At 38.5% G+C, this 22,271-nt stretch carries 14 protein-coding genes; 3 read left to right on the top strand and 11 right to left on the bottom strand.

Annotated elements, in window-relative coordinates:
- Positions 1–27: 27 nt before the first annotated feature.
- The 4 genes from lpxA to Q0486_RS10835 all read right to left on the bottom strand — a co-directional run bounded on the left by lpxA (position 28) and on the right by Q0486_RS10835 (position 6,712).
- Positions 28–795 carry an acyl-ACP--UDP-N-acetylglucosamine O-acyltransferase gene (gene lpxA, locus Q0486_RS10820; RefSeq protein ID WP_299232972.1) on the bottom strand — a complete coding sequence of 256 codons (768 nt, stop codon included), beginning with the start codon at positions 793–795 and terminating at the stop codon, positions 28–30.
- 23 nt (positions 796–818) lie between these two features.
- On the bottom strand, positions 819–2,201 hold the full coding sequence (locus tag Q0486_RS10825; protein WP_299232975.1) for a TolC family protein: 1,383 nt from the start codon (positions 2,199–2,201) through the stop codon (positions 819–821).
- Positions 2,202–2,212: 11 nt separating this feature from the next.
- Positions 2,213–5,434 carry an efflux RND transporter permease subunit gene (locus Q0486_RS10830; RefSeq protein WP_299232978.1) on the bottom strand — a complete coding sequence of 1,074 codons (3,222 nt, stop codon included), beginning with the start codon at positions 5,432–5,434 and terminating at the stop codon, positions 2,213–2,215.
- A gap of 66 nt (positions 5,435–5,500) precedes the next feature.
- The gene (locus Q0486_RS10835; protein ID WP_299232980.1) at positions 5,501–6,712 is read right to left on the bottom strand and encodes an efflux RND transporter periplasmic adaptor subunit; all 1,212 of its coding nucleotides are present in this window, start codon (positions 6,710–6,712) and stop codon (positions 5,501–5,503) included.
- 312 nt (positions 6,713–7,024) lie between these two features.
- On the opposite strand from Q0486_RS10835, the gene Q0486_RS10840 reads away from it, so the two are divergent.
- From Q0486_RS10840 to Q0486_RS10850, 3 genes are all read left to right on the top strand, one after another.
- Positions 7,025–9,310: an NADP-dependent malic enzyme gene (locus Q0486_RS10840; RefSeq protein ID WP_299232982.1), complete on the top strand. Its 2,286-nt coding sequence runs from the start codon at positions 7,025–7,027 to the stop codon at positions 9,308–9,310.
- Between the two features lie 107 nt (positions 9,311–9,417).
- Positions 9,418–9,597, top strand: a complete 180-nt coding sequence (locus Q0486_RS10845; protein ID WP_299232984.1) for a hypothetical protein — start codon at positions 9,418–9,420, stop codon at positions 9,595–9,597.
- A 165-nt stretch (positions 9,598–9,762) separates the two neighbouring features.
- The gene (locus tag Q0486_RS10850) at positions 9,763–11,097 is read left to right on the top strand and encodes an NADP-specific glutamate dehydrogenase (protein ID WP_299232985.1); all 1,335 of its coding nucleotides are present in this window, start codon (positions 9,763–9,765) and stop codon (positions 11,095–11,097) included.
- 103 nt (positions 11,098–11,200) lie between these two features.
- Here Q0486_RS10850 and Q0486_RS10855 read toward each other — a convergent pair whose 3' ends face one another.
- From Q0486_RS10855 to Q0486_RS10885, 7 genes are all read right to left on the bottom strand, one after another.
- Entirely contained in the window at positions 11,201–12,772 is a 1,572-nt protein-coding gene (locus Q0486_RS10855) for a beta-N-acetylhexosaminidase (protein ID WP_299232987.1), read from the bottom strand.
- A 275-nt stretch (positions 12,773–13,047) separates the two neighbouring features.
- Complete coding sequence (locus Q0486_RS10860; protein ID WP_299232990.1) at positions 13,048–14,652, bottom strand: PCMD domain-containing protein; 1,605 nt, start codon at positions 14,650–14,652, stop codon at positions 13,048–13,050.
- Between the two features lie 11 nt (positions 14,653–14,663).
- Positions 14,664–15,548: a hypothetical protein gene (locus Q0486_RS10865; protein ID WP_299232993.1), complete on the bottom strand. Its 885-nt coding sequence runs from the start codon at positions 15,546–15,548 to the stop codon at positions 14,664–14,666.
- A gap of 5 nt (positions 15,549–15,553) precedes the next feature.
- The gene (locus Q0486_RS10870) at positions 15,554–16,282 is read right to left on the bottom strand and encodes a hypothetical protein (protein ID WP_299232995.1); all 729 of its coding nucleotides are present in this window, start codon (positions 16,280–16,282) and stop codon (positions 15,554–15,556) included.
- A gap of 20 nt (positions 16,283–16,302) precedes the next feature.
- Entirely contained in the window at positions 16,303–18,489 is a 2,187-nt protein-coding gene (locus tag Q0486_RS10875) for a DUF4493 domain-containing protein (protein WP_299232998.1), read from the bottom strand.
- Entirely contained in the window at positions 18,482–19,762 is a 1,281-nt protein-coding gene (locus Q0486_RS10880; RefSeq protein ID WP_299233002.1) for a DUF4493 domain-containing protein, read from the bottom strand. Before Q0486_RS10880 ends, Q0486_RS10875 begins: the two co-directional genes overlap by 8 nt.
- 19 nt (positions 19,763–19,781) lie before the next feature.
- Positions 19,782–22,232: a DUF4493 domain-containing protein gene (locus tag Q0486_RS10885; protein ID WP_299233005.1), complete on the bottom strand. Its 2,451-nt coding sequence runs from the start codon at positions 22,230–22,232 to the stop codon at positions 19,782–19,784.
- Positions 22,233–22,271: the final 39 nt, after the last annotated feature.

A 22,271-nucleotide genomic window follows, 5' to 3' on the forward strand; every position in this document is an offset into this window, starting at 1 on the left:
AGTACCGGCATATACCAAATATTTAAATTAATGAATAATACCAAGCTTTGATGATGCTACAAAGTCTATTATCATATCAATATACTCACTGCCCGGCACCTGCTCCTTTATTCTGATCAAGGCATCATTTTGTGATGTATTTGCCTTGTAAAGAATTCTGTAAGCCTGTGCAATGTGCTTGATCTGTGTTTCAGGAAAGCCTTCATGCTCCAACACATGAGTATTGATGCTATAGAATGCTATAGGTTCATGTGCGGCAACTATAAAAGGTGGTATGTCTTTTATGAAACGGCATCCGCCTTGTACTATAGAATAACTGCCCAAACGGGTATTACCCTGCATCAGAACATTGGAAGTAAGTATTGCATGATCATAGACCTTACAGTTACCGGAAATTTGAGAACCATTTCCGATGATACATCCGTTTCCTACCTCTACATCATGTGAAATACGGACTCCTTGCATGATGAAATTACCGTCACCCACTATGGTATCATGAGTTGAATAAGTTCCTCGTGTGATAACAGCATTTTCACGGATCACATTATTATCACCAATTCTCACAAAGGTTTCTTCACCTTTATAAGAAAAATCCTGCGGTACGGCAGCTATCACTGCTCCTTGATATACGGTATTTCCATTACCCATACGTGTCCCACTCATAAGACTGGCATATGGCATTATCACATTGTTGTCACCTATCTCGACATTCTTGTCGATATAGGCAAACGGATGCACTGTTACATTGTTGCCCAACTTTGCAGAAGGATCAACATAAGCTAAAGGACTAATCATGTGTTTATTGTTTTTAAGGTTAATTATTCACGTCCGCCACCAAGTGCGCTATACAGGTTTATAACAGCCTGAATACGCTGGAAATTATCAGAAACTTCTGTCAATTCCGCACTCAATAGGTTCTGCTGTGCTGTAAGAATCTCAAGATATGTAGCCTCAGCACTTTGGAACAAAGCTTTTGTATATGTCACGGCTTTTTCAAGCTGCTCTACTCTACCACGATCTTCTATCAGCTTCTTGTCAACTGTCTCATACAGACACAGAGCATTGCTGACTTCCTGACCTGCTTCAAGGATAGTCTGCTGATAGTTCATGCGGGCTATCTCCTCTTCAGCTTTAGAAACTTTCAGGTTTGCCACCAGTTTACCGTGATTGAATATAGGCTGTGTCAAAGAAGCCAAAGCCTGGAACATAAACTGTCCCGGATTGGAAACAGTTACTCCGGAGCCATTAGTCCATCCTGCAGTACCACCAATAGTAATGCTAGGATAGAAAGCCGAACGAGCCTGATTTGTTGTATAATATGCACTTGCAAGTGTCATTTCTGCAATCTTCACATCAGGACGGTTTTCCAACAGCTGCAATGGCACTCCGGCTGTCAATTCTTCAGGCATAACCTGATCGGCAAGTTTGCCTCGTTCTATTGCCTGCGGAGCTTTTGCAAGAAGTACAGCCAATGAATTTTCAGTTTCACGAACCTGACGTTTCAAGTCAAGCAATGAAGCCTCAACCTGATGACTGGCAGCACGCATCTGAGTGACAGCTGCCTCATTTACATATCCGGCCAACTTCATAGCCTCCATTGCGCGTACATTCTCTTTGTAGATTGCGGCCGTTTCTGTAGTGATTTCCACCTGACGGTCAAGCATCAACAATGTATAATATACGTTTGCAATGCCACAAATAATCTGAGAACGAACAGCCTGCTGGGCGTACTGACTCTGCAAATATACAGCCTGCTGTCCACGTTTAGCATTAAGTATCTTACCGAAAAGGTCTATTTCCCAGCTTGCAGCAACAGGCAACTGGTATGCCTTTGCCATATCACTGCCTCCAATGGTAGTCATTGTACCCTGAGGAGCAAGATTAATTGAAGGCAGATAAGACAAACGGGCAGAAGTAAGCATTACTTTAGCTTCCTTCACACGAAGCACAGCTGCCTGCATATCAACATTGTTTTGAAGTCCTTCTTCAATCAATGCCTGAAGTTTTGCATCCTTAAACACTTCCTTCCAAGGTAAGTTACCCATATTTGTAGTGTCTGATACCAATGTATCATTAGCCGCAACAGGATCTCTATAAATACCGGAAGCATCAATAGTGTCAGGACGGTCGTAAGCTTTATAAATGTGGCAACTGCTCAAAGCAGCAGCTGCACACATTGTCAATATGATTTGTTTCTTCATTATAGTCTTAATTATTTAGTATGAGAATATTGTTCAATTTCAGCTTCCACTTCGCTTTCATCCAAGCTATCCCATTCGATAGGCTTGAATTTCTCCTGAAGCCACTGGAATATTACGAACAATACCGGAACAATGAATATCTGGAATATCATACCTACCAACATACCACCAATGGCTGAAGCACCAAGTGTACGGTTACCATGTGCACCTACACCCACTGCAAGCATCAACGGGATAAGTCCGACAATCATTGCAAGTGATGTCATAAGGATAGGACGCAGACGGGCAGAAGCACCAAGCACAGCCGCCCATGCAATACCCATACCCTGCTTACGGCGGTCAAGGGCGAACTCAACGATAAGGATTGCATTCTTAGCCAACAATCCCATAAGCATGATAAGAGCAATCTGCATATAGATGTCGTTTGACATTGTACCAATTATCATCTTTAATGCAGGTATGCTACCCAAAGCACTGAATCCGTTTACGAACAAGAAGCTTCCCAACAAACCGGCAGGAACTGAAAGCAATACGGCCAACGGCAATATATAACTTTCGTATTGGGCACTCAACAGCAAATATACAAAGACGAAACACAAAACGAAGATAATGGCTGTTGTACCACCACTGGTTTCGGCTTCCTCACGGGCCATACCTCCAAGTTCGTAACCGAAACCTGTAGGAAGGTTTTCTTTTGCAACCTCGGCAATAGCCTGAAGTGCCTGACCTGAAGTATAACCTGATGCAGGTGCAACCATCACCTTAATAGAAGTATAAAGGTTGAAACGGCTGATGACGTCAGGTCCGTATATTTTCTTCAAAGAGACAAACTGAGTAATAGGAGCCATCTCATTTCCGTTACGTATTTTTATACGGTTCAATGATTCCATATTCTTCGTAGCTTCCGGAGATGCCTGTATCATTACACGATACATCTTACCGAAACTGTTGAAGTTTGATGCATACAAACCTCCGAAATATCCCTGCATAGTAACCAAAATATCCCTTGGACTTATACCTGCTTTCTTACATGCAGCAGCATCAATATCCATCATGTATTGTGGGAAACTTGGGTTAAATGTAGTCTGTGCAGAGTTGATTTCCGGACGTTGCTTCAATGCGTCCATATAGCTATGCACTACATCATTGAACTTGTTCAGATCACCACCAGTTCTATCAAGCATGTTCAACTCGATATCACTTGAAGCCGAATATCCAGGAATCATAGGCGGTGTAAAGAATAATACCTGTGCATCCTTAATGATTTTTTGTGCACGCATGAACAATGTTCCTACTACTACACTTGAATTTTGCATCAAGGAACGTTCTTCCCAGTCTTTAAGTTTGATAATCACAGAACCGTATGAAGGACCCTGTCCACCGATAAATCCGAAACCGGAAACAATAGTTCTTGAACTTACAGCAGGTTCTGCAGCAATCAGGCTATCAACCTTATCCATGATTTCCATCGCGCGTTCCTGTGATGTACCAGGAGGAAGTGTCACTGCACCCATAATAGTACCTGTATCTTCTGTAGGCACCATTCCTGTAGGAGTAGTGTTCATGAAGAATACCAATAATACTATAGAAACAGCTACAAGTCCCATAGAGAACCATTTCTTATGTATAAAGAATACAACACGCTTCTTATAACTGCTCAACAAAGAATCGTATGCAGCATTGAAGGATGTATGGAAACGGTCTATCATAGACATTTTCTTCTCGCCATGTTCAGCCTTATGAGGTTTCAAGAATAAAGCACACAACGCCGGTGACAGAGTCAACGCATTCAGTGCTGAGAAACCGATTGAAATAGCCATTGTCAAACCGAACTGACGATAGAAAGTACCGGCAGTACCACCCATGAAACTAACAGGGATGAACACTGACATCATGACAAGTGTAATAGACACGATAGCTCCACCAAGTTCACTCATGGCATCAATTGAAGCCTCTCTTGCCGACTTATATCCCTGGTCAAGTTTAGCGTGTACACCTTCAACCACCACTATGGCATCGTCCACCACTATGGCAATAGCCAACACCATGGCAGAAAGAGTAAGCAAATTGACACTAAATCCGATAAGTTTCAAAACGAAGAATGTTGCTATCAAAGCAACCGGAATTGCAATCGCCGGAATAAGTGTTGAACGCATATCCTGCAAGAACACGTAAACCACGATAAACACAAGTACGAATGCCTCAATCAAAGTCTTGATTACCTCATGAATTGAAGCGTAAAGGAAGTCGTTGGCATTTTGAGCAATATTGATTTTCAATCCTGTAGGGAGTGACTCCTGTGCCTTGGCAAGAACCTCTTCCAAGTCAGAAATAGTCTGTGTAGCGTTTGATCCGGCCATCTGGTAAACGATGACAGATACAGCCTTATGTCCGTTAACCCTATTATTAAATGTATAAGCCAGACGGCCAAGCTCTATCTCTGCGATATCCCCCAAACGTAATATTTCACCGTCAGGCAATGCCTTTACAACGATGTTCTCAAATTCCTCTGCTTTCTGCAAACGTCCTTTATACTTAATAGTATATTGGAATGTCTGGTTTCCGCGTTCACCGAACTGTCCCGGTGCAGCTTCTATGTTCTGTTCAGCAAGAACAGCAGAGATATCGGAAGGTACAAGTTTATATTGTGCCATGATATCAGGCTTCAACCAAATACGCATAGAGTAGTCCATACCCAACACATTGGCATCACCCACACCGTTTACACGCTTGATTTCAGGCACGATATTAATGTTGGCATAGTTTTCAATAAACTCTACATTATATTCGTCAGTCTCATCGTAAAGAGAGAAAACCATCAACATTGAGTTCTGGCGCTTCTGTGTTGTAACACCAATCTGTGTAACTTCAGCAGGCAGCAAACCTTGAGCCATTGACACACGGTTCTGTACATTGACAGCCGCCATATCAGGGTCAGTTCCCTGTTTGAAGTAAACACTGATATCAGCAGAACCGGTATTAGTGGCATTTGATTGAATATACATCATGTTTTCAACACCGTTTATCTGTTCTTCCAAAGGAGCGATAACAGAATTCAACACGGCAGAAGCACTGGCACCTGTATAAGTGGCCCTTACGGACACTGTAGGTGGTGCGATATCCGGATACTGAGTAATAGGCAAAGTTGCCAAACCTATAACACCCAAGATAACCATCAAGATAGAAATCACCGTTGACAGTACCGGACGATTAATAAATTTATCTAGTTTCATTCTTTTATTCTTTTTAAAATCTCATTAAATAAGATTGATATATCTGTTTCTGGCCAAGATATGCAATTAATTGAAGGCAGTCTGTATATTACCGTCACGCTGGTCTTGCAAATGTTTCTGATACTTTGCTTCCTTTTCAGCAGTTGTAATAGGTACGATCTTCTGTCCGTCAGTCAAGACCTGAACACCTTCAACCACAATCTGGTCACCAGCCTTCAAACCACCTGTCACGATATAGTTCTTTCCATCGCTAAGATTTGAGATCTGAATTTCAGTATGCTTCAAAGTGCTGTCCGGCTGCAATACATAAACAAATTTCTTATCTTGAATTTCCTGTGTTGCATACTGTGGTATCAAAATAATATCCTGCATTTCATAAGGGAATATGATATTTGCAGTTCCACCGCTTCGCAAAATATTTCTACTGTTAGGGAATATCGCACGCATACTTACAGAACCTGTAGTCTGGTCAATAACGCCACTTACAGCATCAATCTTTCCTGCAGCTTCATAAATTGAACCATCAGCCAATTGAAGTTTTACTTCAGGCATAGCAGCAAGCTGATCTTTCAGTGATTGTTCAGATTTTGTCATTTCCAGCAATTGCTTCTCAGTCATTGAGAAATACACGTACATGTCACCTATTTGTGAAACAGTAGTCAAAGGTTCTTGTACTGAAGGGCTTACCAGACTACCAACCCTGTATGGGAAAGTTCCGATAACGCCATCAGACGGACTTGTAACAGTACAGAATCCCAAGTTCTGTTTTGCTGCAGTATATGCAGCTTCAGCCTGTGAATAGTTGGCTTTTGCTGAAAGCAGATTATTCATAGCTGTCTGATACTCAAAATCACTGATGATTTTTTGTTCGTGAAGCATTTTCTTGTTTTCAAGAGTTGAAGTCACAGTTTCAAGGCTAGCCTTAGCAGCTTCCACACCGGCCTTGGCCTGATCGTATGCAGCCTTATACTGTGTAGGATCTATTTGAAATAATGCCTGTCCACGTTTGACTGTAGCACCCTCGTCAACACACAGTTTTACGATAAAACCTGAAACCTGTGGACGGATTTCAATATCCTGGAGACCCTTTATTGTTGCAGGATAAGTTTTTGTCTGATGACTTGAAGTATAAGCCGTTGTCATAACAGCAAATTCATTGTCACCCATCTTCATACCACCCTGACCACCGCCACAAGCAGTAAGAACTGAAACACCCAACATAGCTATGGCGATACGGCCATTGCTAAAATTCAATTTACTTTTCACGCTCATTTTCATATAAAATTATTATATATTTTTTTTCAAATACCTTAGTTCGCCAACTATTTTCCTAAAAACACACGTGCAAAGATATAAAATTCAGACCATCTAAAATTAACAATTAACTAAGAATAACCAATAAATCTGACGATATTAAAATTGTACTAGTGAATATGATTATTAGACAAAAAAAGAAGAGTTTATGAAGAAACAATTTCAGAAAAAGAAAAAACAATTTAGAGATTTTAATTACAAATGAAGCTTATATTAGATTTTTATTCATACATTTGTGCATCTTAATAAACAAATAACAACAAAATGTAATAACTTATGGTAAAGATAACAAAAGAAGCCGCCCTGCTTTATCACTCACAGGGCAAACCGGGAAAAATAGAGGTTATTCCCACCAAACCATACCAGACACAACGCGACTTGTCGCTGGCATACTCACCTGGAGTAGCGGAACCATGTCTGGAAATCCAGAAAAATCAGGAAACAGCATACGACTATACAGCCAAAGGTAACCTGGTAGCAGTTATCTCAAACGGAACAGCCGTATTGGGATTAGGCGATATAGGTGCCATGAGCGGAAAGCCAGTAATGGAAGGTAAAGGACTTCTTTTCAAGATATATGCAGGAATCGATGTATTCGACATTGAAGTAAACGAAAAGGATCCTGAAAAATTCATCGAGGCCGTTAAAGCAATAGCACCAACTTTCGGAGGTATCAACCTTGAAGATATCAAAGCTCCTGAATGTTTTGAAATCGAAAACAGACTTAAAGCAGAGCTTGACATTCCGGTAATGCACGACGACCAGCACGGAACAGCCATCATCTCAAGTGCAGGACTTCTGAATGCCCTCGAAGTTGCCGGAAAGAAAATAGAAGACGTCAAAATTGTAGTTAACGGTGCAGGCGCATCAGCTACATCATGTACAAAACTATATATAGCACTTGGAGCACGCAAGGAAAATATCCTTATGCTCGACAGTAAAGGAGTAATCACAAGCGACCGTCCTAACCTGACAGAAAGCAAAAAATTCTTTGCTACAGACCGTCGTGATGTACACACTTTGGAAGAAGCCATCAAGGGAGCAGACGTATTCCTCGGTCTTTCAAAAGGGAACGTCCTCACACAAGACATGGTACGAAGTATGGCACCAAGCCCTATAGTATTCGCACTTGCCAACCCTACTCCTGAAATTTCATATGAAGATGCCATGAGCGCCCGCCCTGACGTTTTGATGTCAACAGGACGCTCGGACTATCCTAACCAAATTAATAATGTAATCGGTTTCCCTTACATCTTCCGTGGAGCATTGGATACACGTGCCAAAGCCATAAACGAAGAAATGAAACTGGCTGCCGTACATGCCATAGCTGATCTGGCGAAGAAACCTGTTCCAGACGTTGTAAACGAAGCATATCACGTAAACAACCTTTCTTTCGGACCAGACTATTTCATCCCGAAACCAGTCGATCCACGACTCATCACAGAAGTATCAATGGCAGTAGCCAAAGCAGCAATGGCTTCAGGTGTCGCACGTAAAGAGATAACCGACTGGAATGAATACAAGAACCACCTTCTTGAACTCATGGGTCAGGAAAACAAACTTACACGCAAGCTTTATGAAACAGCACGCAGCTGTCCTCAGAAAGTTGTATTTGCCGAAGGTATCCATCCTAACATGCTTAGAGCCGCTGTAGAAGCCAAAGCAGAAGGTATCTGCAACCCTATCCTTTTAGGAAATACAGAAAGAATACAGAAACTCGCAAAAGAGCTTGACCTCAGTCTTGAAGGTATAGAAATCATCAACCTCCGCCACGACAGCGAAGCTGAAAGAAGAGAAAGATACGCACGCATACTTTGCGAAAAACGTGCACGCGAAGGAGCCAACTTTGCAGAAGCAAACGACAAGATGTTCGAACGCAACTACTTCGGTATGATGATGGTTGAGACAGGAGAAGCAGACGCTTTCATCACAGGTCTTTACACCAAATACAGCAATACAATCAAGGTTGCCAAGGAAGTAATAGGCATACAGGAAGGCTACAAACACTTCGGAACTATGCACATCCTTAACTCAAAGAAGGGTACATACTTCATTGCAGATACACTTATTAACCGTCATCCTGACACAGATACATTGATAGATATTGCACGTCTGTCTGCCAAGTCAGTACGTTTCTTCAACCATGAACCTGTTATGGCAATGCTTTCATATTCCAACTTCGGTTCCGACCAGGAAGGAAGTCCGGCAAAAGTACATGAAGCTGTATCTTATATGCACAAGAACTATCCTGAATTGGCTATTGACGGTGAAATGCAAGTAAAATTCGCTCTTAACAACGAATTGCGCGATGAAAAATATCCATTCACAAAACTACTTGGTAAGCAAGTCAATACACTAGTATTCCCTAACCTAAGCTCGGCAAACTCAACTTACCAACTCATACAGAACATGAGTGAAACTGAAGTTATAGGCCCTATACAAATGGGATTGAACAAACCTATCCACTTCACCGACATCGAAAGTTCAGTGCGAGATATAGTTAACATCACAGCTATAGCATGTATTGATGCCATAGTTGACAAAAAGAAAAAAGGATGTTAATCAAAATATGATGAGGCATTAATTTGACGAGTTGGCAAGGTTTCCGTTCCAAAGAACAAATCTTGCCAACTCGTTTTCTTATAAACACATTTCTAAAGAAATCTGCTATGCGAAAGCCACTTACAAATACCCAATGCATCCTGCTCACCCTATTCTGGGCAGCACTCTGTTTTGTAGTCATAACATCATCACCACGGATTGACGGCCCACTAATTGTAACCATAATCATATCAGGAGCCCTAGTTTTCATCCCTATAGGCAAGTCAATCAACAGTCGAAAGAAATAAGCATTTCAACACTTTTTACGCAATAAAAGTATAAAAAAGACATCTTTCTTATTTTTTTTAATCAAAATGTTGCATAAATCAATTCTTTGATATATTTTTGCATCATCTACAAGAGAGATAAAAAACAACAAATAGTAACAACCAATTAATTTTAAGGTAAAGATTATGAATGCAGCTAAAGTTTTAGAGGATCTTAAGAGAAGATTTCCTAATGAACCTGAATATCATCAGGCAGTAGAAGAAGTTTTAGGAACAATCGAAGAAGAATACAATAAACACCCTGAATTCGACAAAGTAAACCTCATCGAACGTCTTTGTATTCCAGATAGAGTATATCAATTCCGTGTAACATGGATGGATGATAAAGGCAACATCCAGACTAACATGGGTTATCGTGTTCAGCACAACAACGTTATCGGCCCTTACAAAGGCGGTATCCGTTTCCACTCTTCAGTAAATCTGTCAATCCTTAAGTTCCTTGCTTTCGAGCAGACATTCAAAAACTCACTTACTACACTTCCTATGGGTGGTGGTAAAGGTGGTTCAGACTTCTCTCCACGTGGAAAATCAAATGCCGAAGTAATGCGTTTCTGTCAGGCATTCATGTTGGAACTATGGCGTCACATCGGTCCTGAAACAGACGTACCTGCTGGTGATATAGGTGTAGGTGGTCGTGAAGTAGGCTACATGTTCGGTATGTACAAAAAACTGGCTCACGAATTCACAGGCGTACTTACAGGTAAAGGTCGCGAATTCGGTGGCTCACTTATCCGTCCAGAAGCTACCGGTTATGGAAACATCTACTTCTTACAGGAAATGTTGAAGACACGCAATATTGACATTGCAGGCAAAACATGCCTTGTATCAGGTTCAGGAAACGTAGCACAATATACAGTTGAAAAACTTATCCAGTTGGGCGCAAAAGTCGTTACAATGTCCGATTCAGACGGTTATATTTACGATCCAGACGGTATTGACCGCGAAAAACTCGATTACATCATGGAACTCAAGAACTTGTATCGTGGACGTATCCGCGAATACGCAGAGAAATATGGATGCAAATACGTTGCAGGTGCACGTCCATGGAACGAAAAGGCTGATATCGCTCTTCCATCAGCTACTCAGAACGAAATCAACGGCGATGATGCCAGAGCACTTATCGCAAACGGTGTATTCGCTGTATCAGAAGGTGCAAACATGCCTTCTACTCCAGAAGCAATCCGCGTATTCCAGGAAGCTAAGATTCTTTACGCTCCGGGTAAAGCAGCCAATGCAGGTGGTGTATCTGTATCAGGACTTGAAATGACTCAGAACTCTATCAAGTTGAGCTGGAGCGCAGAAGAAGTTGACGAAAAGCTCAAGAGCATCATGAAGAACATCCACGAAGCTTGCGTACAGTACGGTACTGAGTCAGACGGATATATCAACTATGTGAAGGGTGCTAACGTAGCCGGTTTCATGAAGGTTGCTAAAGCTATGATGGCTCAGGGAATAGTTTAATCCCCGACTCTACGCTAAAACAGTATAGTTTAAATAATAATGAGACTGTCATCATCATAAAATGTTGAGGCAGTCTCATTCTATTTTCCAGCACAAAGCTTATTTATCCGTTCTTCAAAACATCATCCTTATCAGGTGCCCATGGTTCTGGAGTAGACTCAGGATTAAATGGATTAAAATAATAGATATCCATATCATCAAGCAATTCAAGATAATATGGTAATTTTTGCATAAAAAGGCTAGTTTCTTTTACATCTACCGGAGTCCAACCAGCCTCAGCCACAGCTATAAGCCTTGGAAATGTCATAAAATCAAGTCTCTTCACGTCAGCTACACGTTCTGTCCATAAACTGAACTGAAGACCTAATATCTGTTTTTCATAGCCCTGAAAAAGATTTACCAAGTGTTCAGGAAAATTACAAATATCCTCTATCGGATTATATCCATTCCATCTACGTCCAATATTATGAGTTCTATACTGAACAAAATCGGCATATAAAGGACGACGTGGAGTCAAAATAACGCGATACCCTTTCTCCAATGCTTTAATTAACTGATACTTTCTGTCATGCCGCCACCACATCACTACAGATTTATCAGGAGATACTCCTGCATCAACAATCTCATCCCAACCTATCATTGTCTTACCCTTTGATGCAAGAATATCTGCTACACGACGTATAAAATAATGCTCTAATCCAACTTCATTACCAAGCTTATGATCTTTAATGAATTTCTGTATCTCAGGATCAGTATACCAACTTTGGTTACCAAAGTGCACTTCATCACCTCCAATATGAATATATGGAGAAGGAAATAACTCTATCAATTCGTCAAATACATTACTTATAAATTCAAAAGTTTCTTCTTTACACGGATGAAAAGTAAAATGTTTCCATTCTCCTTCACCACCACCTGATATTTCAGGATAAGAACGACACACTGCTGTAGCATGCCCTGGCATATCAAACTCCGGAAGGATCATTATTTGACGTTCAGAAGCGTATGAAACTATTTCTCGTATATCGTCCTGAGTATAAAATGCAGCTGGAGCTTCAGGATCATGCCAGTTACCCACAGCTCCTTCAGTAGTCAGTTTGGGATAACGTTTTATTTCTATACGCCATCCAGTAACATCAGTCAAATGCCAGTGGAATACATTCATTCTAAGAGAAGCCATAATATCCAAGTATTGTTTCACTTTCTCTTTTCCAAAAAAATGTCTGCTTTCATCCAACATAAATCCTCGCCAACCGTACCGTGGTGCATCATCTATCTTGCAAGAAGCAATAGTTCCTTTCCCCATACGCGCCAACTGAACTAATGCTTCTTTAGCATAAAACATTCCAGATTCATTGGAAGCTATAAGTTTTACAGTATCTGGAGTCACCACAAGTCTATAGCCTTCATCCGTTTTTTGTAATTGTTCATTCATCTCCAAACATATTACACCCGACGATACAGGTTTAGCGGAAATATCGCTCAATGTTTCTTTTAAACTTGAAATAATCTTTTTAGAATAGCTATCCTTACTACATATTTTAATATCCTTACCAACTACAAAAAAACCTTTTCCTTCTTTTATATGTGCTGGAGTAGGAAATAATGACACTTGTGATAAAACAGGTAATATAATCACCAATAAACAAGCAATTAAAGACAATTTTTTTTTCATACATTTATAGTTTTAGATTTATAAATAACTTAAACCAGTAATATCAAAAAGATTTAAGATTTGATCAACAAAAGAAATCAGGTATTTTACTATACTAAAGATTCATTTCTACTATTGATGTAAAAACAAAATCTTCAACTTGCGTTACAAAAATAAGCATTTTATGTATATATATTGATATACAAACACTAGTTTTTGTAAAAGAGTCAAGTCACTACATAAAAAAAGCAGGAAATGCTTTTCCTGCTTTTTATACCAAATAAAAATATAATTGATTATTGGTAATCATATTCTAATGTAATATCATCCAGCCACATCTTACTACTTGTACTCCCCTGGAAAAAGTCTCCATAATAGCTGGCAGATGCTACAATTACAATTCTAGTTGGAATTCTATCAGTAGATTTATAATCAATATCTATTTCAAAAGGAATCAATCCTTCACCTTGAGTACTCTGATCAAACTTCATCTCACCATAAGCAAAAACGTTAGCTGCATTTTTGTCAAATAATTGTCCTGTTTTGGTTTTAATAATACAAGACCATTTACTTCCATCATCATACGCTACTCCATCTCCATCTGTCAAAGCAATGTATACCGTACCAATATCATTTTGTCCATTTTGAATTTTGTCACCACCTTTATCTACTACCCCACAGTTATATTTTATATATCCCCTCAACTTTGTTGGTCTAGAAGTAAAAGGACGACCAAACCCCAATATACCATCAGTACCTTCCGTTTTAAGATATTTACCTGCAAAAACATTTCCTGCTGCAAATTTACCTATACTTCCTATTCCAACAAACTGAGAAGACAATAAAAGAGACTGATTACCTGATTGTTTTAAGCTTGAATCTACTGTAGTAACATTCTTTCCCATAGTAGAAGAACCTGTATTACCAGTATCCCACCACATATTCTGTCCTTCAGAGAACAAATATAACGGACTTGTTCCAGAAGTATATTCAAAGCTATTATTTTCCAGTTGAACTTCCGAACCGGTTGTAAACTTTACCTCATCACTATACTCTGAACCGGAATAAACACGGCATATATAATCAGTGTTAGGTTCCAGATGAATCACTTTTGCCACAAATTTTCCTCCATCATGGTTCAATTGTGAGTCATCAACCTTTATCCAGTCTGTATCGCCATCTTTTTTATATTCACAACCATTATTTTCTCCTTCACGTCCAAAGCCATCAATCCAAGCAACTTTTGTCCAGGCATCAACACTATTTATGCCAACTTTAACATCAGTAAGATTAACATATAAAGTCCATTCTTCATCCAAAAAGTCACTATATACAACCCTAACTTTTGAAGTACTAAAAGCCCCCTTTTTTTCCCATTCAAGCATAGGTATACCATTAGTACCGTTTTGGGTAGCTCCTTCAGGTCCTAACTTTAAATTAGTTACTTCTATATTATTCAATCCATTATCTTTAGGAATATTAACTGAAGCCTCACGTGTTTCAGGATAAAATCTGGCACTACCTATCTGGCCTGCCACAGTAAAGACACGCTCAATATTCTGATTTGCTTCTATAGTCCACACATAATCCTGATACAAAGACAATGTTACAGAAAAAGGATTTGTAAGGTCAATAATCGAGTCCGGTGCAATATTAGCAGAGCCACCTTCAGTAAATTCAATAGTATTGACCTTGACTTTCTTTAAATTAACCGTTTCTCCAAGTTCTAAAGTAACCTTGCGCTCGTCATTCGAGATAATAGCATCACCTACTTGACCTTCCACCGTCATTCCAGTGATGAAAAGCTTCACTGTAGGATATGGCAAATCATTCTTTATACAAGCAGGCATCAGACAAAGAAATACACATAGTACAAGCCTGACAGCAATATTTATCATCATATTGTTATTCATCAGATACACACAGTTATACCAATATTAATGTTAAACAAATTAATTTTAAAGTTAGCTCCACTGTTTGTTCGTTTTCCAACCTCTCCGGAACTTTTTTTCTGTTTTTCCCAGTTATACGTAAAACCGGCAACCCCAAAAGACATTTCAGCACCGACATTAGGCATAATCATAATAGCAATTCCAGGATTAATCCCAATTTTCAACTGGTTAATCGAAGTATCCGTATATTTTAATGTTTCTCCACTTCCCTGCGAAAATCGTGTAGAACCCATACTGTATCCTAAAGTTGTCTCATTAAACAAAGCGAATAAACCTTTCGGGTCAAGTCCTATATAAGAACGATGAAAAAAATTAAAAGAATATGCATCATCCGTATATTTTATATCCTTAAGAGCTATATCAAAGTCCTCGACATTCAAAGCGAAATTATTGATACCTCCTGATACACGAGAATACCCTAGCTTTAAACCAACAACAGTATTATCAGCGACCGTATACCCTACAAAAGGATGTATAGACAATGTACTCAAGTTTATATCTATATCCTTCAACAGCGAAAAGAGCAACCTGCTGTTATCCGTTTCATAATTAAAAATAGATATTGTGACTCCACCAATCCATCTATTTTTTTTCATAAAACGATAATTTGTTATTCCTCTATCATAACGCCCTACAGGCTTTGTATATATTATTGTTGAAGAATCAACAGGCATCTGAGCTTGCGGCAGAGAGACAAACACGGTATCATGCACAAGAACCAATTTATATTTCACAATTGTATCTCGAACACTAGACATTGAATCCACTTCAACTTGCGCCCTCAATTGTAAGCAACAAAAAAATGAAAACACACTCAGAGCTATATATAAAAATTTCATCTTCATAATGCTTACAAATAAAATGCTATTCCCAGACCTATTGAGAATAAATTAATTTTAAAATTCGCCGTAGTAGACGACACTTCTCCCGTTTCAACCTGATTCGTGATTTGTCTCGTTTTACCAAGATTAACACCAAGTACACCGACACTTACCTCAACTGCGGTATAATTATTTATAAAAGCCACCATACCAGGAGCAACTCCGAAAGACAAATCAGTAGATTTGGAATACGTACCGGTTAACGCTTCACCCTTTCCATTATATACTTTAGACTGACTTCCACCAACTTCCAATTGAGTTTCACTAAACAAAGCGAAACGTTTACTCTCACCCAAAGGAATATAATTGCGAAAAATTGCCATAGCCGAATACGAATGCTTCAGCTGGTAGATATTATTTATTTTAAACTGGTTCTCATCATCCAAATTAAGCTGAGTTTCATCCATGCGTACCAACGTTCTCCCATATTTAAAACGTCCTCCAAGAGCCATATTATCTTTTAGGGCGTATGCAAACATAGGACTGACATTAAACGCATATCCGTCAGCATCTATATTTTCCACTATCAGAAAATCATAGTTTTTTTCTGTATGTTCAGAATACGAAACAGAACTTCCTACAATCCATTGTCCTTTCGGAACAAAGACTTTTGGCGGAAGTTTCTTTTGATGAAAATCTTGCGCATACCCCCCTAAGGCGGTACACGCAAGACATAATGTATATAACAGTTTCTTCACAAATTATATTTACTAATTACTTATTCATAAATCAGCTCTATGTCGTCAAGCCACATTGTACTTTTAGAACTTCCTTGATAATAATCACCATAACGACTAGCTGCCGCTACTATGATAATTGACTTAGGCTTTCGGTTATAACCACCGTAGCCTTCATAATCCAAAGGAATAGTTATTTCTTTCATGCTAGTTTCTGTTTCAGCACCATAATTTTCTGTAAAAATATGTTCACCATAACCAATTGTTCCACTATCACTAGGATTAAACAATGAAGGTCCCTTAGTACGTACAACTACAGGCCATTCTGCACCATATTCACTATCACTAGACTGCCAATCGCCAACAGCTACATAAATAATACCATTATCAAGAGAGCCTTCTTCTAAGTGCCCTGGAAAATCAACTTCACCAGGAATATATCGTACCCACACTTTTAAAGCCGAAGGACGACTTGTACATGAACGTCCCCATCCCAAAATGCCTTTAGTCATATCCTCTGTTCCTATAAATTTTCCTGAGAAAAGATTTCCAGCCGCAAATGTTCCCATAATAGAAGTAGAAGCCAATTTAACTGAATAATTTCCACTATTTTTAATGGTTGCATCTTGAGTCGTAATATTTTTACCACCTGTTGCAGATCCTGTATTTCCTGTATCCCACCACATTTCAGTACCTTGTTGGTAGAAAAACAAACAATCTTTCTTTCCCAACATCGTATTAACTTTTAATGTCTGAGTATATTCAAAACTTGAATTATCGGGCTGAAATTCAGATTCAGTCGTAAATTCATAAGTAATAGACGATGCTTGTTCACCATCCATTGCCTGATATTCATAAGTAGTACCTGGCTTAAGACCATTAATTTCCTTACTGAACGATTTATCTGTTACTTCGGCTTCAACCATAGTCCAATCTGCTGTATTCTTCTCTCTATAACGGAACTTAGCAGTAGAAGCTAATGTACCGGTAATAGTTCCATGTAATGTAGCTTTCGATGTCCATACTTCATACGGGATTATTTCGTCAGTTACCACTGTCGCATTCGAAGAGATTATATTCCAAACTACAGTACGACTTTTCCCATTAGCATCAGTAGCTTCAATTGTTGTAGAAACACTACCTTCGTTTTCTGTCATCTTTGCTAGGAGTTCTTTTGCAAACAATATTGTCCAAACATCTCCTTTCAATGCAGTTTTTGATTCAACCACAGATATGCCGAAAGTTTTTAAAGTCTCAGCATATCCCCCCAATTGCAACATGTCAAACTGGTTATAACCGCATCCCCAAGTTTGAAAATTCTCATTTCTGATAATCAAAGAGCTCAACGATGACGAAGTAGAAATATTAAAATAAAAATCTTTCTGTGCGTTTAACTCCAGATACATAGGTTGTTCAAGATCGTATGTAGTCTCCTCCGCATCCTTACATACTATAACAGGACGCTGTTTGAAAGTTATAACATGTTCATCTTCTTCTAATGGAGTCTCATCCACCGTAACCTGCAAAGAAGCTCCACCTGTTGGATTCTGTTCAAAAGCTTTATAGCTGTAAGTCAAATTATAAAGTGTAGAAGCATTCAAGTCCGACTTTACGTCAGTTTTCTCATATTTTCCTCCTGCCAATGTAGTTGCACTAAACTTAAAAGTCAAACTTTTATTATCTTCCGGCAGGATAAAATATCCTTTAGCATCAGCATTTTCAGACGTATATACCAGTTCTCCAGTTGCTGAAGTAACTGTAACCTGACAGGCACTGAAAACTTCATTTAACGTTTCATCCCAAGTTATGGCAACAACTGTATTTACTATTCCACAAATTACCTCTACAGAACTGACTTCTCCTTTAGCAATAGTAAATTCCTTTTTCCCCACGAAAAAGCGTTCTTCAAACGAAGCTGCTACAGAATCACCAGCAGTTACCTTTACAGAATAATCCCCTGTCATCAATGCAATTTCTGATGGAACATTTTCCAGTTCCTCATATTTTCGTACTAATTTCTCACCATTATAAATACGAATTTTGCAATCCTTACCCAATGCTTCCTGTTCTTCTTCAGATAATGTTCGGGAAGCAACTTCTACTTTATCCGAAACCCCTACAGAAAGCTTTAAGCTTCCTTCAGAGTTAACAATACCTGTATCTTCTTTGCAAGATGAAAAAGCAAAGATTATACAACAGATAACTGTATATAATTTATTATTATTCATTTGGCACCCTTAACTTTAATACTTTTGTTTCTTCTAATTCATTTTTATCCACTACACGAATCACGAAATTATGATCCCCTTTAAAAGTCGGTAATAAAGCTGTAAACGTAGATATATCAAAAACGGTTTTAGTCTGACCTATAACATCTTCACCAGTAGGAAATCCTAATCCTGACAATCCATCTTTCAAATCACCAGGATAAGCCAAATCAAAATTATTTGACAAACCTACTTCTGTGACATCCAATGTTTCAGATTTGATTTCCACGTAAAGATGTGCAATACCGTTAGGAGCATTAATTTCAACTTCTAACGTTGAAGCACCAGTAATAGTTAATATATCATTTTCAATATCAAAGCCACTTCCATTAAAATTAGAACCTACAATTGATGGAGCATTTTCATTTCCTTCACCAGAATCCTCACCTCCTTGACCAGGGTCTTCACCTCCTTCAGTAGGAAAATCATCAATTTCCGGCTCTTCCCCAGGATTAATTCCGACTGTTTCGTCAGATTCATCCATCGTTGAATCTACACCAATAACAACATTTAATGTACCATCCCCCATTGAGCCATCACTTACGGGTTCAAACTCATATTTTATAATGTTATGTACGCCAACTCTTACATTCTCAAAACGTTCACTATATTCAACTTCTTCTCCATCAATAGTACCCTTTAATGTCACTATCAATGTAGTAGTTTCAGCATTTGGAGCAATAAGATAAGCCTGACGCGTCTCTTCATAAGGAATATCCAAAGAATTTTCTCCCACAGAAATAGTCGTTACCACATCACCACCTATTTTACTTTGAAACTCCTCATCATATTTTACAGAAAATAACATATTTGCCAGTTTACAAGTTATTGCTGGTACAACTGTTACTTCATTCTCTTTTATTTCGCAAGTAGCGGTTCCTTTATAAAATGGGACATCGAATCCGTTAGTGGGAGCTTCAGCAGATGTAACATCTATAGAATATGTACCTACAGCTAAAGAAACGATTTCAGGCATTTCACTATATTTCCACTGTTGTACTTGCTGAGACTGTGCATCAGATATTGTAACCAAGAAATTGTTTACATCAACTGTGGTTCCTGCTCGTGAACCAACATACACTGTTTCAATATCCATATCAACATCCGCCTTCATTGAAGATAAATTCAACTCACCTTTAGATGTTGATTTATCTTCCATAGATTCGCTATGACAGGCTGTAAAAGCCAACATACCGGCAAGCAGTGTAAAACAGATTAAAAATATTTTTTTCATATATATCAACTTTCTTTTTTTATTCGTAATTCAGAACTATATTATCGACAAAGAATTCACTACCGACAAATTCTCCATCCGAAAGATTTCCAAATGAAGGAATTGTATTACAATAATCTTTTCCTGCTTTATCACCAGACTTAAATACAATATACAAGTGAGTAGCTTTCATTTTTTTTCCTTCTTCAGTATAATCGATATTAACTGTCAATGATGTCCAATCTCCCACTGATTCTCCATTACGCGATAAGCCACGGCCAATTTCAGTAACAGTATCAGATTGTTTATTTAAAATTACAATTTCAGCATAATATTGGTCTCCACCCTTTCCTGGAGTATATTTATAATCTATAGTCATAGATTTTGGTCTAGAACTAAATTCAATACCATCATACACCGGTTTTTGTGTACCTGAATCATAACGACCTAAATACAATTCACCAACAGTAGCATTTTGACATACACTTGCACTACCAGCAGCAGTATTACCATTTCCCCATCCTACAGCTCTAATTTGTGCAGCATATCCTGTTTTACCATCAGTACGTATTGTTCCTGAATTAGAATTATACCTATAACGACCATTTGTAGATGTCGTAAGAGAATTCATGGTATTCCAAACCGATTGTTCGTTTTCTTTACATACATACCACATTTCCCAGTTATTATTTTTAGGATTCGTATAATACCAATCCTCCATACCGGCATTTGGAACAGACAATTCTTCTTCAGTTTGGATAGTTAATTCATTAGAAAAAACATTTTGAGAATAAACCGCACGAATTTTATAAGAGGTATTTGAAGTTAACCCGTTTACTGTAAATCCATTTGAACCATCAAATGCCACATTCTCAAATTTCTGCCAAACACCATCACTTTCTTCGTATTGAAATTCTATTGTAGACGATGAAATCGTTCTAGAATTACGTGACTGTGTTTTTGCAGATGCAATTACCTGAAAATCTGCATGTTTAGCCCATACATCTGCATTACTATTCTTTAAAGATAAAGTAATTTCTGGATCCTCCACTTTAAATGTACTTTCAAAAGTTTTTTTACCACATACAGCCTTAAACTTCACACCATTTTCTGTATCTATCAGTGGTTCAGGATAAGTAAATGTTACAGTGTATTTATTAGATTCTTCTGTTGGCTGAATATTCACATTTTCCGTAGCAAATTCCTGATAAGTACCCAATCCGATATAATAGAATACAATCTTGCTAGGGTCGCCTTCCAAAGTCAAATCTGCCGTCATGGTATTACTTCCATAAGGAACTGATTCAGGCAAAGTTACAGCAAAGCCATTATTACGGGTAGTAATTTGCAATACCAAACCGTTTTCTGTTACCTTTCCTAATTTATCTGTAGCACGGAGAGTAAATGTATGCTCTTCATTTCCATCAGTGGTACAATATAAATTCGGCAATACATTTTTAAAATTTATCAATGCTATCTTGTCATGATTAGCTCCAAGCCCCATTGTCTCCAATCCGAGTTCTTTTAATTTCTGAGACTGTTCAGGTGTAAGATTCATAAAATCAACACTTGCAGGCCAGCCTTCTTTTTTCAAAGACTCAGAAACAGTAGTCAACTCACATTTAACCAGACCTGATGGAGCATTAAGGTAAGCCTCCAATTTGTCTGAAACAGTCTCTCCTTCCAACACTTCCTGATTCTCGCCTGAAGTAAATCCATAAGGAGTAAATGCAGGAGCCGGTGCATTCAGGCTCTCATCTGAAATCTCAATTTGTACATTTTCAGTTGAAGCGGGATCATCATTAAAAATAATATTCAATGTAGATGTTGACGCATCAACATCCATTGTTAAATGATAATCATGCTTGACTTCGGCATTGAAATTCTTTGGATTAAGAACTATATTCTCAGAAACTCCAGGACGTTTAACTTCCAAATAAAGCTGCAAATCGCCAGGAACGAAATAAGCGCCACGTGTTTCTTCAGCTCCATAAAGCACCTTAATTTCTTTAGAAGAAGTGATATAAGCACTATAAGAAGTGAAATAAGATTTAAAACTATCGGTATAAGATATAGACACCCTAGCTTTATTAATGGTACAAGTAATAGAAGCAGTTGCTGTTTCATCCCTAACAACTTCAACGGTAGTTTCTCCCCAATAACTTAAACCTTCAAAACCCTCGGTATTTGCATCACCGTATGTAGCGGTTACCGTATATGTACCCACTTCAACAGATACAGGCTGAAAAGTTTCAAAACGGTTCCAAGAATTAGAGACCTCACCATCGGCTGATTCTATTCTCAAAGCAAAATCATTCACATCAGGGGAAAACTCATCTTCATTCGCCCTTGATGCTTCTACCGACATTTTTTTGTCAGCATTGACACTCACATCGATACGTCCTTCATGAGAGCTTTGACTTTCATCTTTTACACAAGATGACATCATAGCAAAAAACAAGGACAACAATCCATAATAAACTTTTTTCATTTTATATCTAAATATGACTATAATTTTCAGTGTGCAAAA

The organism is uncultured Bacteroides sp., from assembly GCF_937912035.1.
Taxonomy (GTDB): Bacteria; Bacteroidota; Bacteroidia; order Bacteroidales; family Bacteroidaceae; genus Phocaeicola.